Origin of the sequence: Dechloromonas sp. CZR5, from assembly GCF_008711155.1 — a bacterium.
GTDB lineage: Bacteria > Pseudomonadota > Gammaproteobacteria > Burkholderiales > Rhodocyclaceae > Azonexus.
In genome coordinates, this window is record NZ_VUYQ01000003.1 from 364,101 (window position 1) to 376,550 (window position 12,450).

Consider the following 12,450-nt stretch of genomic DNA (forward strand, 5'->3'; position numbering starts at 1 on the left):
CGAACGTTCCTGAACGTCAGCTTGATCAAGTCGGCAATTGCCGCTTTGGGTCGGAAGTGGTAATTCCCATCCAGCAACGTAAGGGACAATTCCTTGCCGATGAATCGCTTGCAGGTCGATCACTTCCAAGTTGCCGCCAACGCCGTCAGGTGATCAAGCCTTGTTGTGAAGCACAGCCGGCCAAAAACCGCCTAACCCAACCGCCCTCCCCGCGCCAAAATCTCCCGCATGACTTACCTTTGCGCAAAAGCTTCCGCAGCCCATTGATCCGCATTAGTCGCTCGGTTAGTGTTATGCATTTCGCCTGGAACCCGCTTAGCCATGCAGCCCATCCTGCGCCTGCTCGCCACAATCCTGATCTCGCTCCAGTTCGCATGGGCCGCTTCGCCGTCACCGGCCGCCGAAAATGGAAAAGCTTCGGTGCAAACGGCGGCAGATGGGGTGCCGCTGGTCGTTTTCAACCGCACCGTCTTCGTCTTTCGCGGTGAATTCCTCGGCGTCCCACCCGCCACGCGCGCCCGGCGCGCGCAGGAGACGCTGACCGACCGAATCCAGAAGGGCGGCGATCTCGTCGTCGCGATCAAGGACAATCCGGAAGGAAAGCTGGTCATGCTGGGCGGCACCGCGATCTTTATCGTCACGCCCGGCGACGTCGACCCGTTGCTGCATCAGGATATCAACGAGGTCAGCCGGCAAGCCGGCCAGCGCCTGGAGCAGGTCATCGGCGAAACCCGCGAGGCGCGCAGCATCGAAGCCATCGTCAAAGCCTTGGGAATTGCCGCGGCCGCCACCGCGATCTATATAGCGCTGTTGTCGGGCATCGGTCGCCTGCGCGCCTGGCTGGTCGCCGGTTTCATGGAACGCGCGGCACACAAGGCGGCTCGCCTGAACGTCGGCGGCACGCAGCTGATCGAGACAGGGCATCTCTACCCTATCCTCCTGCGCCTGCTCAATGCGATACGCTGGCTGATCGTCGGTCTGCTCACCTACGAGTGGATCAGTTTCGTGCTCTCCCGCTTCCCGTACACCCGCCCCTGGGGCGAACGCCTCAACGATTATCTGCTGGGCGTCGCCGAGGCCCTGGTCAGCGGCATCGTCGGCGCCATTCCCGGCCTTGGCGTGGCCGCCGTGATATTCGTACTGGCCCGTTTCAGCACCAATTTCGTTTCCCGCCTCCTCGAACGAGTGGCGCAAGGTCAAGCCGGCATCGGCTGGCTGGCGCCGGATACCATGCCGACGACGCGCCGTCTGGTCGGCACGGGTATCTGGCTCTTTGCCATCGCCATGGCCTACCCTTACCTGCCGGGCGCGCAGACCGAGGCCTTTCGTGGGCTCTCCGTCCTGCTCGGCCTGATGATCTCGCTGGGCGCCTCCAGCGTCGTCGGCCAGAGTGCGGCGGGGCTGATCCTGACCTATACGCGCACCATCCGCCCCGGCGAATACGTGAAAATCGGCGAGCACGAAGGAACGGTCGTCGGCATGGGCATGTTCGCCACCACGATCCGCACCGGCCTCGGCGAGGAGCTGAGCATTCCCAATTCGCTGATTACCGGATCGGTCACCAAAAATTATTCGCGCGCCGTTTCCGGACAAGGCTATGTGGTCGATACGACGGTCACCATCGGTTACGACACGCCCTGGCGCCAGGTTGAGGCGATGTTGATCGAAGCCGCGCACGCCACGCCGGGCATTCTCAAGACGCCCGCGCCGCGCGTGTTCCAGACCGCGCTGTCAGACTACTACCCGGAGTATCGCCTGTTTGCCCAGGCCGTACCCGGCGAACCTAGGGCGCGCGCCGAAATCCTGTCGACGCTGCACGCCAATATCCAGGACGTTTTCAACCGCTACGGCGTCCAGATCATGTCGCCGCACTATATCGACGACGGCAGCGAACCGAAGGTGGTGAAACCGGAAAACTGGTATCCGGCACCCGTGGCCGCCGAGAAACCCGCCGACTCTCACCGCAGTTGATCGTACAGGCGAGCGACACGCCCGGCAGACAAAGAAAAGCCGGGAGCATGGTCCCGGCTTTTCTTTGTCACAGGAGGCCGCCGATCAGGCTGCCTGGTCGTTCAGTTGCATAGCCTCGACCTCCTCGTGCTCCCATTCCTTGATGGTATCGGAGACGAGACGCGCCTTTTCATGCGGATCGGGCTGGTGGTGATGTTCGGCAGCGAAGGATTCCAGCGCATCGTGGATCGCTTCGGCCTTGCTGTGGGCATGGTTGTGGGGCATGGACAACTCCTTTCCGGAAAAGCAAAAAAAGCCCCTGGTTCTACCAAGGGCCTTTTCGGTAGCAGCAACGAGCGGACCCGACTGCTTCAAGCGGCGTAAAAGCCCCTGGATTTAGGCAGCCTTCTTGGCGGCAGCCTTCGGAGCAGCAACGTTGGCAGCCTTCAGGGTGGCGCTGGTAGCAGCGGCAACGCTGGCTTCGGCGACTTCGGCGGCCTGCTTGGCGGCCTTGTTCAAGCCTTCGTAGGCTTCGTTGGCGGTCTTGATCGCGGTCTTGACGGCAGCGACGGCAACTTCGGAACCAGCCGGAGCGGATTCGAGCGCCTTTTCAACCAGGCCGGAAACCTTGGCGTTGGTTTCAGCAACGTGCGATTCGACTTCCTTGGCGATCTTGTCCTTGGTTTCGGACGCGATGGCGATCACGTTGCGGGAGTATTCCATGCCCTTTTCCAGCGACGGGGCGGCCAGTTCCTTCTGGATGGAAACCAGGGACTGGACGTCCTTGGCACCCAGCAGGGTGGTGACATTGGACAGGGTGGCTTCGAAGACGGAACGGCTGGCCGCCAGGTTCAGAAGAACGAGACGCTCGATACCGTCGAACGTGGTGTTGGCGAAGAACAGGGCGAAATTGAAGCCGGACTTGGCGAAATCTTCGGGTTTGGTGAACATGGCGCTTCTCCTGGGGTTGGGGTGATTTTATTGTTGCGGTCGCTTATGTTGCACCGCAGCATGACTCCATTCTAACCACAGAAAAGCGAATGTCAACAACTTTTGTGCAGTGCAACAATTTCGTAACAAACCGGCAAAAACCGTTTGCTTTCAAAGCGCCGCGCTATCCAGCCCCAATGCATCGATGATCCTGGTCATGGCTTCGGCGGCCCCGAGCGGCAGGTAGAAGTCCACCATGTCGCTTAGCTGCGTTCGCGCCGGATTGATCTCGACCGTCGGGATGCCGCTGCCGGCTGCGAAGACCACCGGTTGCACGATGTAAGGGAAAATGCTCGAGGTGCCGATGCTGAAGACAATGTCGAAGCCTTCCTGAAAGGCATCGATGAATCGGTCGAGTTCATCCTCGGGCAAGGCCTCGCCAAACAACACCACTTTAGGCCGCTGTACACCGCCGCAGGACGGACAGCGCGGCGGCACCTCCCGCCGGCTCATGTCGCCCGCCACTTCTTCGCGGCCGCAGGCGGTGCAAGCCAGCTCCTGCAGGTTGCCGTGAATCTCGACGATATCCGTACTGCCGGCGGCGCGATGCAGCCCATCGACATTCTGGGTGAACACCATCACCCGCTCCAGGTGGCGCTCGAGCAGGGCAATGGCCCGATGCGCCGCGTTGGGTTGTGCTCCGCGACAGTTTTCCTCGATCTGGATCAGGTATTTCCAGGTGATATCCGGCCTTGCGGAAAACATGTCGCCGGACAGCGCCTCCTCGATGCGCAGACCCTCGTCGGTGATTTCGCTGTCGTAGAGCCCCCCGACGCCGCGGTAGGTCGGCAGGCCGGAATCGGCGGAAATCCCTGCCCCGGTGATGAACAAGGCACGCCTGGCGCCTTCGAGGTGTCGCGCAATGGCCGAGATGCCGGCCTCGATACGGGTCTCGTCAGTCATTTGCCGGTACCAGCCTTACTGGATCAGGAATTTTGTGAACAGGACTTCCTTGACACCCGTTTTGCGGTCTTCATGAATGATGTGGTTGCTCAGATCGATGATTTCCTCAACCAGCTTCTTTTTTCCTTCCAGCGTGCGAAGACGCCCTTCGTCCTGGCCCGACATCAGCAGAATGATTTCATGCTGGATCTTGGGTTTATAGGCCATCAATTCATGCATGGCCTCCGGCGTTCCGGTCTCGAAAATAAGGCCGAACTGGACGTAGGCATTACCCCCCAGATTGAAGGTGAAGACCATCGGCTCCGGAGCACCGCCGCCTCCGTCCGATGCGATCGCCATGGGGCACCCCAGACTGAGGAGAATGACGCCCAACGCCAGAAGTACCTTGTGTATCCGCATTATCATCGGAGTAAATGCCTCGAATTCAAGTTTGGTCTTGCTGTTCGAAACGGCTTTTATACCGTCTGAAGGTAAAAATAGCCATTGTCACGCCTCATAGTCCCTGCGGCTCCAGCTTCAACCAGACGGTAAAGCTGGCTCCCTTGCCCGGTGCGCTCTGCGCCGTGATCCGCCCGCCATAACGTTCGACCAGCGCCTGGCTGACCCACAACCCCAGGCCATTGCCTCCTGGTTTCTTGGCCGTGAAGAAGGGTTTGAACAGCTGCATCAGGTCGGCTTCGCTGATCCCCGGGCCCGAATCGGAGACGATCAGCCGGATGCCGAGCGGCATGTCGGCCTCGTCCCAATCCTCGACGCAAATCTTCAGTACGCCGCCGTTCGGCATGGCCTGGATGGCGTTAACGAAAAGATTGATGACGACCTGCTGCAGTTCATTCTTGTTGCAGACGATCCGTCGGGTCGAATCGATGTGCTGTTCGATCGCAATATCGCCCTTGTTGAGCAGATGGCGTACCAGCAGCAGGCAATCCTGTAGCAATACCGACGTATCGACCGGTTCCAGATAGCCCACGTAATCCTGCGGACGGGCGAATTGCAGCAGCTTGGCGACAATCAGCCGGATACGCTGGACCTGCTCGTGGATCAGTTTGATTTCATGCGCCACCGGCTCGGTTCGCGGCCCGAGCACATCGCGCAGCACATCGAGATTGCCCTGGACGACGGCGATCGGATTGTTGATTTCGTGCGCCACCCCCGCCGTCAGCTGACCGATGGCCGCCAGTTTTTCATTCATTACCAGTTGCGACTGGGCCGCCTTGAGATCAGCCACGGCCCGTTCCAGTTCGGCCGTCCGCTCGGCGACCTTGACATCGAGCGACTCGCCCCAGCGCTTCAACGAACCCGCCTGCGCCTGCAACTGATCGAGCAGACGATCGAAGTGGGCGGCCATGACGCCCAGTTCGTCAGCGCTCTCGACGTTGCCGACCCGGGCATCGTGATCGCCCTGCTCGATGGCCGTCATCGTCGCGTGCATGCGCTCGATGGGCTTGAAGACGCGCCGCGCCGAAATGACCGCAAACGCGCCGGCCAGGATCATGGCCAGCACAAAAAACACCGCCACGGCAGCAAATGCATGCCAGCGCGCCTTGGTGAAGGGCTCCTCCAGAAAACCGACGTACAGCATGCCGATACGCTGTTGCCGGCCATCGAGCAACGGCTCGTAGGCCGAGACATACCAGTCGCTGACGACGAAAGCACGGTCCAGCCAGGTTCGTCCCTTGTCGAGTACCGTTTCGCGCACGGCAGCCGACACACGCGTACCGATAGCCCGGGTATCGCCGAACAGGCGCACGTTGGTCGCCACGCGCACATCGCCCAGGAACAGCGTTGCCGTGCCGGCGCTGCCGAAAGGCAAGGCGCCGTCGGGATAGACGATGGCATTCAGGTTGTCGATGAAATCCAGATTCTTGTTGAGCAGCACCCCGCCCTCCAGTACGCCGATCAGGCGCCCGGAGGCGTCGAATACCGGGGCGGCCGAATGAATGACGATGCCGCGATCCTCGGTTTCCCGCCTATCGGGTTTGGCATTGGGTGTCGGGACGATCGCCGTCCTCGCGAATACAGCAAGCCCCGGCCTGATCGACTCGAGCTGCTCGGCCGAAAACACTTCGGTCACCGTGCGTTCGCTGCCGGCCAGCGCCGACGCGACAACCGGCCATTGCCCGGCGAGCCGCCGACCGCCTTCCACATCCATGAAGCGCAGGAAATCGAGTTTGCGCTCCGCCTGCATCGCAGCAAGCGTGTCGGCCACGGCCGGCGCCGGCGAGCCGGCATGGTGCCCCACGATGCGCAGCAGACGATCCGAGCTGGCCAGGCTGGTGACCGAGCGCCCGACCCCTTCGGTCACCCGTTCGTAATAGCCGTGTGCCACCGCGAGATCGCTGCGTACCTTGGTCACCAGGAGTTGATCGAAATAACCGCCGCCCCAATAGGCCAGCGCGGCCATGATCAGCGGCAGGACAACCCCGAGCGGCACCAGCGCCAGCAGCAGCAGGCGCGCCCGGATCGACCGGTCGGGGTGAAGGATCAGAGGCCCCAAGCCTGGCATTTTCGGTCCATGGTCTTGCGCGAGATGCCCAGCCGTCGGCTGGCTTCCGACTTGTTGCCGTCGCAGGCCGCCAGAACGGCCAGAATGTGCCGTTTCTCCACCGCCTCCAGCGTTTCGTCGGTACCGGCCGGCGCGTGAATCGCATTACTCGCCTCGGGCTCCGGCCCGATGTCGAACCAGCCGAGAATCAGCGAACGCTCGACCAGATTGCGCAGCTCGCGGACATTGCCCGGCCAGTCGTAATCCGCCATGCGGGCCAGCGTGCGCGGATCGAGCGCCAGGGGCGGCACGCCCAGGTTCGGCCCCAGCAGGCCGGTAAAGTGCCCGACCAGCAGCGGTATGTCTTCCGGCCGCTCGCGCAGCGGCGGCAGGGTCACCTCGAGAACCTGCAGGCGATAGTAGAGATCCTGGCGGAAACGCTGGGCCGCCACCTCGGCTTTCAGGTCCCGATTGGTCGCGGCGATGACGCGCACATCCACCGCCACCTCCTGCTCCGATCCGACCGGGCGGATACGCCGTTCTTCCAGCACCCGTAGCAGTTTGGCCTGGGCGGCCGGCGGCAACTCCGAAATTTCGTCGAGAAAAAGGGTGCCGCCCCGGGCGTAGTAAAAAAGGCCCTCGCGGCTCTGCTGGGCGCCGGTGTACGCGCCCTTGATATGGCCGAACAGTTCGGACTCGATCAGTTCGGCCGAAATGGCCGCGCAATTGACCGGCACGAACGGTCCGTCGGCACGCTTGCTCATGCGGTGCAGGGCGCGGGCGGCCACTTCCTTGCCGGTGCCCGATTCGCCGCTGAGCAGCACCGTGGCCGGAGTCGGCGCGATGCGACGCAAGCGGTCGCAAACCCTGAGCATGACCTCGGACTGCCCGACTACCCCCTCCACATCGGCGGCGTGGGTGCTGACCTCGCGGCGCAGGACGAAATTCTCGCGAGCCAGCTGCGAACGCTCGAAACAGCGCTGGATCGCGTTGAGCGCCTGGGCCAGCGAAAACGGCTTGAGCAGGAAATCCGCCGCGCCGGCACGCAGCGCGTCGATGGCCGTGTCGAGATCGGCGTAGGCAGTCATCATCACCACGTCGCCGGCAAAGCCGTCCTGACGCAGTTCGTGCAGCCAATCGATACCGGAAACGCCCGGCAATGCAATGTCGAGAACGATCAGGTCGTAGCGGTTGCGCCGGAAAAGCGAGCGTGCAGCTTCGACGCTGTCGGCGCAATCGACCAGCCCGCAGCGCGAACTCAGCGCCCGTTGCAGGAAGCTGAGCATCCCCGGTTCGTCATCGACCACCAGCACCGAATACTGCAACCAGGGTGCCTCGTTCCTGCCCGCCAAGCTTTCTTCCATGTTTCCGCCATGCATCGTCTCATTTCCCCCGCCGCGATTTTCGCATGCCTCGCCCCTCGGCGGTTACGTCACTTTGTCCCGACAGGCGGGCCAAAAAGTCGCATTTTCCGCACGGCGCACGATTTATCCGGCACAAAACCGCAGTCTCCACTGAAGATGTTGCGATGGTCTCGATCTTGCTTCATCGCAAAACGGCTAAAATGCCGGCTTGCGGTCTGCGTACCGCACGTATCAGGTGGCGCCCCGGCGCTTGTAAGCTGCCGTGACATCCGCACGGCGGCGGTTGTTGTCAAAATCGGAGCTTTACATGAACTTTTCCAGCATGCGCCGTCTGGCGCTGAAGGCTGCGGCTGCCTGCGCCGTCGCGTCGCTCTTCGCCCTCCCCGCCACCGCATCCGACGCCGTCCTGCGCGTTTCGGCCATTCCCGACGAGGCACCCACCGAGCTGCAGCGCAAGTTCGCCCCGCTCGGCAAATACCTCGAAGCGCAAACCGGCATGAAGGTCGTCTTCACGCCGGTTTCCGACTACGCCGCCGTCGTCGAATCGCTGGCCACCCGGAAGATCGATCTCGCCTGGCTCGGCGGCTTCACCTTCGTGCAGGCCAAGATCCGCACCAACGGCACCGCCATCCCCATCGCCCAGCGCGAAGAGGATGCCAAGTTCACCTCGAAATTCATCACCGCCGATCCGGCGATCAAGAGTCTGGCCGACCTCAAGGGCAAGACCTTCGCCTTCGGCGCCCCATCTTCCACCTCGGGCAGCCTGATGCCGCGCTTCTTCCTGCAGCAGGCCGGCCTCAATCCGGAAAAGGACTTCAAGAACGTCGCCTTCTCCGGCGCACACGACGCCACCGTGGCCTTCGTTGCCGCCGGCAAGGCCGAGGCCGGCGTGCTGAACGCCTCGGTCTGGGACAAACTGGTCGAATCGAAGAAAGTCGATACCGACAAGGTGCGTGTCTTCGCCACCACGCCGCCGTACTTCGACTACAACTGGACGGTGCGCGGCGATCTCGACCCTGCCCTGGTCAAGAAACTGACCGATGCTTTCCTCAAGCTCGATCCGGCCAACCCGGAGCACAAGGAAATCCTCGCCCTGCAACGCGCGGCCAAGTTCATCCCGACCAAGAAGGAAAACTACGACGGGATCGAGAAGGCTGCCCACGCAGCCGGCCTGCTCAAGTAAGCAATGAGCTTTTCGCTTGACGGCGTGGGGCTGACCCACGCCAATGGCTACACGGCCCTGGCCGACATTTCGCTACGTGCCGACCGGGGTGAGCGCATCGCCTTGATCGGCCCGTCGGGGGCGGGCAAGACCAGCCTGCTGTCGGTCATCGGCACGGCGCTAGCGCCGACGGCAGGACAAGGCACCGTGCTCGATTCCGCTCTGGCCGGACAGGCTCCGCGAGGCCAGGACCTGAAACGCCTGCGCGCCCGCATCGGCACCATTCACCAGGCGCCGCCCATTCCCGGCCGCCAGCGCGTCGTCACCGCCGTGCTGGCCGGCCGGCTCGGTCAATGGCCCGCCTGGAAGTCGCTGGCGTCCCTGCTTTACCCGATGGACATCCCCGGCGCCAGGGCGGCGCTCGAACGCGTCGAGCTCGCCGACAAGCTGTTCTGCCGCTGCGACCAGCTGTCCGGCGGGCAACTGCAGCGCGTCGGCATAGCCCGCGTGCTTTACCAGCAGCCCGACCTGCTGCTTGCCGACGAACCGGTTTCGGCCCTCGACCCGGCCCTGGCCCAGGCGACGATACGCCTCCTGACGGCCGACGCCGAGGCGCGTGGCGCCACGCTGATCGCCAGCCTGCACGCCGTCGATCTCGCGCTCGGCAACTTCCGACGCATCGTCGGCGTCAAGGCCGGGCGCATCGCCTTCGATCTGCCCAGCGAGCGCGTTACCGATGCCCTGCTCCATGCGCTCTATGCAAGCGAAGGCGAGGAACTGCCGGTACAGGCCCACGAGCCGGCCTACGTGACCCGCCAACGGGCTGCCAACGACGCTGCGACGCGCGCCGCATGCTGCTGACGGCCGACCCCGCAGCCCGCCCGCGCCTGCTCGGCGCGCTGACCGTGCTCGTCGTCCTCTGGCCGCTGTTCCAGGCCGCCGAGGTCAAGCCCGGCGCCTTGTTCGATGCGAGCAACCTCAAGGTCATCGGTAATTTCCTGGCCGCCTTCCTGCCGCCGGAAACGGGCGCGGGATTCCTTGGTCATCTCGCCAAGGCAACGCTGGAAACACTGGCCATCGCCAGCGCCGGCATGCTGCTCGCCTTTCTGCTCGCCGTGCCGCTCGGCTATCTGGCGACGGCGGCCGGGCGCGAAAGGCCGACGCTCAACCCGGTCACGCGCAGCCTGCTCACCCTCCTGCGCGGCATTCCCGAACTGGTCTGGGCGCTCGTCTTCGTCCGCATTTTCGGTCTCGGCCCGGCTGCCGGCGTGCTGGCGCTCGGCCTCACCTACGGCGGCATGCTGGCCAAGGTCTATGCCGAAATCCTCGAATCGGTCGATCCGGCACCGGCCAATGCCTTGCGCCATAGCGGCGCCGGGCGGCCGCTCGCCCTTCTCTACGGCCTGGTCCCCCTAGCTGCCAAGGAACTCGCTTCCTATACGGTTTACCGCTGGGAGTGCGCCATCCGTGCATCGGTCGTCATGGGTTTCGTCGGCGCGGGCGGGCTCGGCCAATTGATGGACCAGGCGATGAAGATGCTCAACGGCGGCGAGGCTGCCAGCATCCTGCTCGCCTTCATGGCCTTGGTCTTCGCCGCCGACGGCCTGTCGCAATGGCTGCGCCGCGCGCTCGACACGCCGCCAGCCGACCGTCCTTCACCTTTCGGCCCACGGAGCGCGCTGCTCGCCCTGACGCTGCTTGCCGGCACAGTCGCCAGCTTCCGCTTCCTGAATATCGGCTTCGGCGAATTGTTCACCGCCGATGCCGCGCGCAGCATGGGCGAATTCGTCGCCGGCTTCTTCCCGCCCGATCTGTCGGCCGAGTGGCTGGCCAAGGTCGGCAAGGGGATATGGGAAACGCTGGCCATCTCGGTCGTCGGTACGCTGCTCGCCGCCGTGGCTGGCCTGCTGCTGGCCCTGCCCAAGCCGCATGCGCCCTTCGGCTTCGTGCTCAACGCCCTGCGCTCGGTGCCGGAACTGGTCTGGGCCACGATCACTGCGCTCGCCGTCGGCCTCGGCCCTTTTGCCGGGGCTTTGGCGCTCGCCCTGCACACCGCCGGCGTGCTCGGCCGCCTGTACGCGGAAGCTTTCGACAATGCGCCGCCGGCCGCGACCCGGGCGCTGCGCCTGGCCGGCGCACCGGCCGGCGTGCGCTTCCTCTACGGCACGCTGCCCGGCGCCACGCCACAACTGATCGCCTACACCCTCTATCGCTGGGAAATGAATATCCGCATGGCGGCCATTCTCGGCTTCGTCGGGGCCGGCGGCCTGGGCCAGCTGCTCTATTTCGAGCTGTCGCTGTTCCACTACGCCCAGGCCAGCACCGTCATCATCGCCATGCTGCTCCTGTCCATCGGCGTCGACCAGACCAGCGCCTGGTTGCGGCAGCGCCTGCGCTGAGCGCATCCTCGCCCTCACGCACAGACCGGCGTATATTTCGCCCTCTTCGTGTCGCCGGCCTGCAAACCCGGCGACGAAAACTGCCTCATCGCCGTAGAAACATGCCGCTACCGACCTTCGACATCGCCCAGTACCCCGCCCAGCTTGCCGCCAAGGCGGCCGGATTCGAACGAAATTTCGCCGAGTTCGGCGTCAGCGGCACGGCCGTCCACGCTTCCGACCCTCGGCATTACCGCATGCGGGCCGAATTCGGCATCTGGCACGATGGCGACAACCTCGATTACACGATGTCGGACCCGGACGATCCCAAACAGAAAATCCGCCTGGACACATTCCCGCCGGCAGCCGCGGCCATCTGCGCCATCATGCCGCGCCTGAAGGAACGCCTGATCCCCAGCGACGACCTGCGCCGCCGGCTGTTCCAGGTCAATTTCCTTGCCACCCTGAGCGGCGAGCTGATGATCACACTGATCTACCACCGGCCGCTCGATGCAGCTTGGGAAGCAGCAGCCCACGAACTGGCAGGCGAACTCGGCGTGCAACTGATCGGCCGCAGCCGGGGCCAGAAAATCGTCATTGGCCGCGACTGGCTGCTCGAGGAATTCGAACTCGATGGCCGCCGACTGAAATACCAGCAGGTCGAAGGCAGCTTCACCCAGCCCAACGGTGAGGTGAACCGCAAGATGCTCGCCTGGGCCTGCCAGCAGGCCGCCGGCATCGGCGGCAAGCTCGTTGAGCTTTACTGCGGCAACGGCAACTTCACCCTGGCGCTCGCCCCGCTGTTCGAGCGCGTACTGGCCACCGAAGTCAGCAAGACATCGGTGCATGCCGCGCAGTACAACATCGCCGCCAACGCCGTCGGCAACATTGACCTGATCCGCATGTCGGCCGAGGAATTCAGCGCCGCGCTCGCCGGCCGCGAAACATTTCAGCGCCTGAAGGACATCGACCTCGACGCCTTCCGCCAAGCGACCTTGTTCGTCGACCCGCCGCGCGCCGGTCTCGACGATGCCACCGTCGAGCTGGCCCGCAATTTCGACCGCATCCTGTACATTTCCTGCAATCAGGATACGCTGCGCAACAACGTCGCCGCGCTGAACGACAGCCACCGCATCGCCGCTTCGGCCGTCTTCGACCAGTTTCCCTACACGCACCACCTGGAATGCGGCGTTCTGCTGCAGCGTCGGTAACAATCCG

Annotated in this window: 11 protein-coding genes; 5 read left to right on the forward strand and 6 right to left on the reverse strand. The window is 63.7% G+C overall.

The window, feature by feature from the left end:
• Positions 1-321 precede the first annotated feature (321 nt).
• Complete coding sequence (locus tag F1002_RS10605; protein WP_150429000.1) at positions 322-1,971, forward strand: mechanosensitive ion channel family protein; 1,650 nt, start codon at positions 322-324, stop codon at positions 1,969-1,971.
• An 84-nt stretch (positions 1,972-2,055) separates the two neighbouring features.
• On the opposite strand, the gene F1002_RS10610 is transcribed toward F1002_RS10605, so the two are convergent.
• From F1002_RS10610 to F1002_RS10635, 6 genes are all read right to left on the reverse strand, one after another.
• On the reverse strand, positions 2,056-2,235 hold the full coding sequence (locus F1002_RS10610) for a hypothetical protein (RefSeq protein ID WP_150429001.1): 180 nt from the start codon (positions 2,233-2,235) through the stop codon (positions 2,056-2,058).
• Positions 2,236-2,346: 111 nt separating this feature from the next.
• On the reverse strand, positions 2,347-2,901 hold the full coding sequence (locus F1002_RS10615; RefSeq protein ID WP_150429002.1) for a phasin family protein: 555 nt from the start codon (positions 2,899-2,901) through the stop codon (positions 2,347-2,349).
• Positions 2,902-3,051: 150 nt separating this feature from the next.
• Complete coding sequence (locus F1002_RS10620; RefSeq protein ID WP_150429003.1) at positions 3,052-3,843, reverse strand: NAD-dependent deacylase; 792 nt, start codon at positions 3,841-3,843, stop codon at positions 3,052-3,054.
• 15 nt (positions 3,844-3,858) lie between these two features.
• Complete coding sequence (fliL, locus tag F1002_RS10625) at positions 3,859-4,182, reverse strand: flagellar basal body-associated protein FliL (RefSeq protein ID WP_191090367.1); 324 nt, start codon at positions 4,180-4,182, stop codon at positions 3,859-3,861.
• 154 nt (positions 4,183-4,336) lie between these two features.
• Positions 4,337-6,349 carry a cache domain-containing protein gene (locus F1002_RS10630; RefSeq protein ID WP_150429005.1) on the reverse strand — a complete coding sequence of 671 codons (2,013 nt, stop codon included), beginning with the start codon at positions 6,347-6,349 and terminating at the stop codon, positions 4,337-4,339.
• On the reverse strand, positions 6,328-7,692 hold the full coding sequence (locus F1002_RS10635; RefSeq protein WP_223879547.1) for a sigma-54 dependent transcriptional regulator: 1,365 nt from the start codon (positions 7,690-7,692) through the stop codon (positions 6,328-6,330). The genes F1002_RS10630 and F1002_RS10635 overlap by 22 nt, the downstream gene beginning before the upstream one ends.
• Before the next feature lie 307 nt (positions 7,693-7,999).
• Here F1002_RS10635 and F1002_RS10640 point away from each other — a divergent pair, with 307 nt between their 5' ends.
• The 4 genes from F1002_RS10640 to trmA all read left to right on the forward strand — a co-directional run bounded on the left by F1002_RS10640 (position 8,000) and on the right by trmA (position 12,443).
• A complete protein-coding gene (locus tag F1002_RS10640) occupies positions 8,000-8,875 on the forward strand; it encodes a putative selenate ABC transporter substrate-binding protein (protein WP_150429007.1) in 876 nt (291 codons plus the stop codon).
• Positions 8,876-8,878: 3 nt separating this feature from the next.
• A complete protein-coding gene (locus tag F1002_RS10645) occupies positions 8,879-9,715 on the forward strand; it encodes a phosphonate ABC transporter ATP-binding protein (RefSeq protein ID WP_150429008.1) in 837 nt (278 codons plus the stop codon).
• Entirely contained in the window at positions 9,706-11,253 is a 1,548-nt protein-coding gene (locus tag F1002_RS10650; protein ID WP_150429009.1) for an ABC transporter permease, read from the forward strand. Before F1002_RS10645 ends, F1002_RS10650 begins: the two co-directional genes overlap by 10 nt.
• A 101-nt stretch (positions 11,254-11,354) precedes the next feature.
• Positions 11,355-12,443 (forward strand): tRNA (uridine(54)-C5)-methyltransferase TrmA, encoded by a 1,089-nt coding sequence (gene trmA / locus F1002_RS10655; RefSeq protein WP_150429010.1) that lies wholly within the window; start codon positions 11,355-11,357, stop codon positions 12,441-12,443.
• Positions 12,444-12,450 lie beyond the last annotated feature (7 nt).

Coding starts and splice junctions, on each gene's coding strand:
- F1002_RS10630 (WP_150429005.1), bottom strand. CDS start 6,349: ATGCCAGGCTTGGGGCCTCTGATCCTTCACCCCGACCGGTCGATCCGG.
- F1002_RS10635 (WP_223879547.1), bottom strand. CDS start 7,692: ATGGAAGAAAGCTTGGCGGGCAGGAACGAGGCACCCTGGTTGCAGTAT.
- trmA (WP_150429010.1), top strand. CDS start 11,355: ATGCCGCTACCGACCTTCGACATCGCCCAGTACCCCGCCCAGCTTGCC.
- F1002_RS10650 (WP_150429009.1), top strand. CDS start 9,706: ATGCTGCTGACGGCCGACCCCGCAGCCCGCCCGCGCCTGCTCGGCGCG.
- F1002_RS10610 (WP_150429001.1), bottom strand. CDS start 2,235: ATGCCCCACAACCATGCCCACAGCAAGGCCGAAGCGATCCACGATGCG.
- F1002_RS10640 (WP_150429007.1), top strand. CDS start 8,000: ATGAACTTTTCCAGCATGCGCCGTCTGGCGCTGAAGGCTGCGGCTGCC.
- F1002_RS10605 (WP_150429000.1), top strand. CDS start 322: ATGCAGCCCATCCTGCGCCTGCTCGCCACAATCCTGATCTCGCTCCAG.
- F1002_RS10615 (WP_150429002.1), bottom strand. CDS start 2,901: ATGTTCACCAAACCCGAAGATTTCGCCAAGTCCGGCTTCAATTTCGCC.
- fliL (WP_191090367.1), bottom strand. CDS start 4,182: ATGGCGATCGCATCGGACGGAGGCGGCGGTGCTCCGGAGCCGATGGTC.
- F1002_RS10620 (WP_150429003.1), bottom strand. CDS start 3,843: ATGACTGACGAGACCCGTATCGAGGCCGGCATCTCGGCCATTGCGCGA.
- F1002_RS10645 (WP_150429008.1), top strand. CDS start 8,879: ATGAGCTTTTCGCTTGACGGCGTGGGGCTGACCCACGCCAATGGCTAC.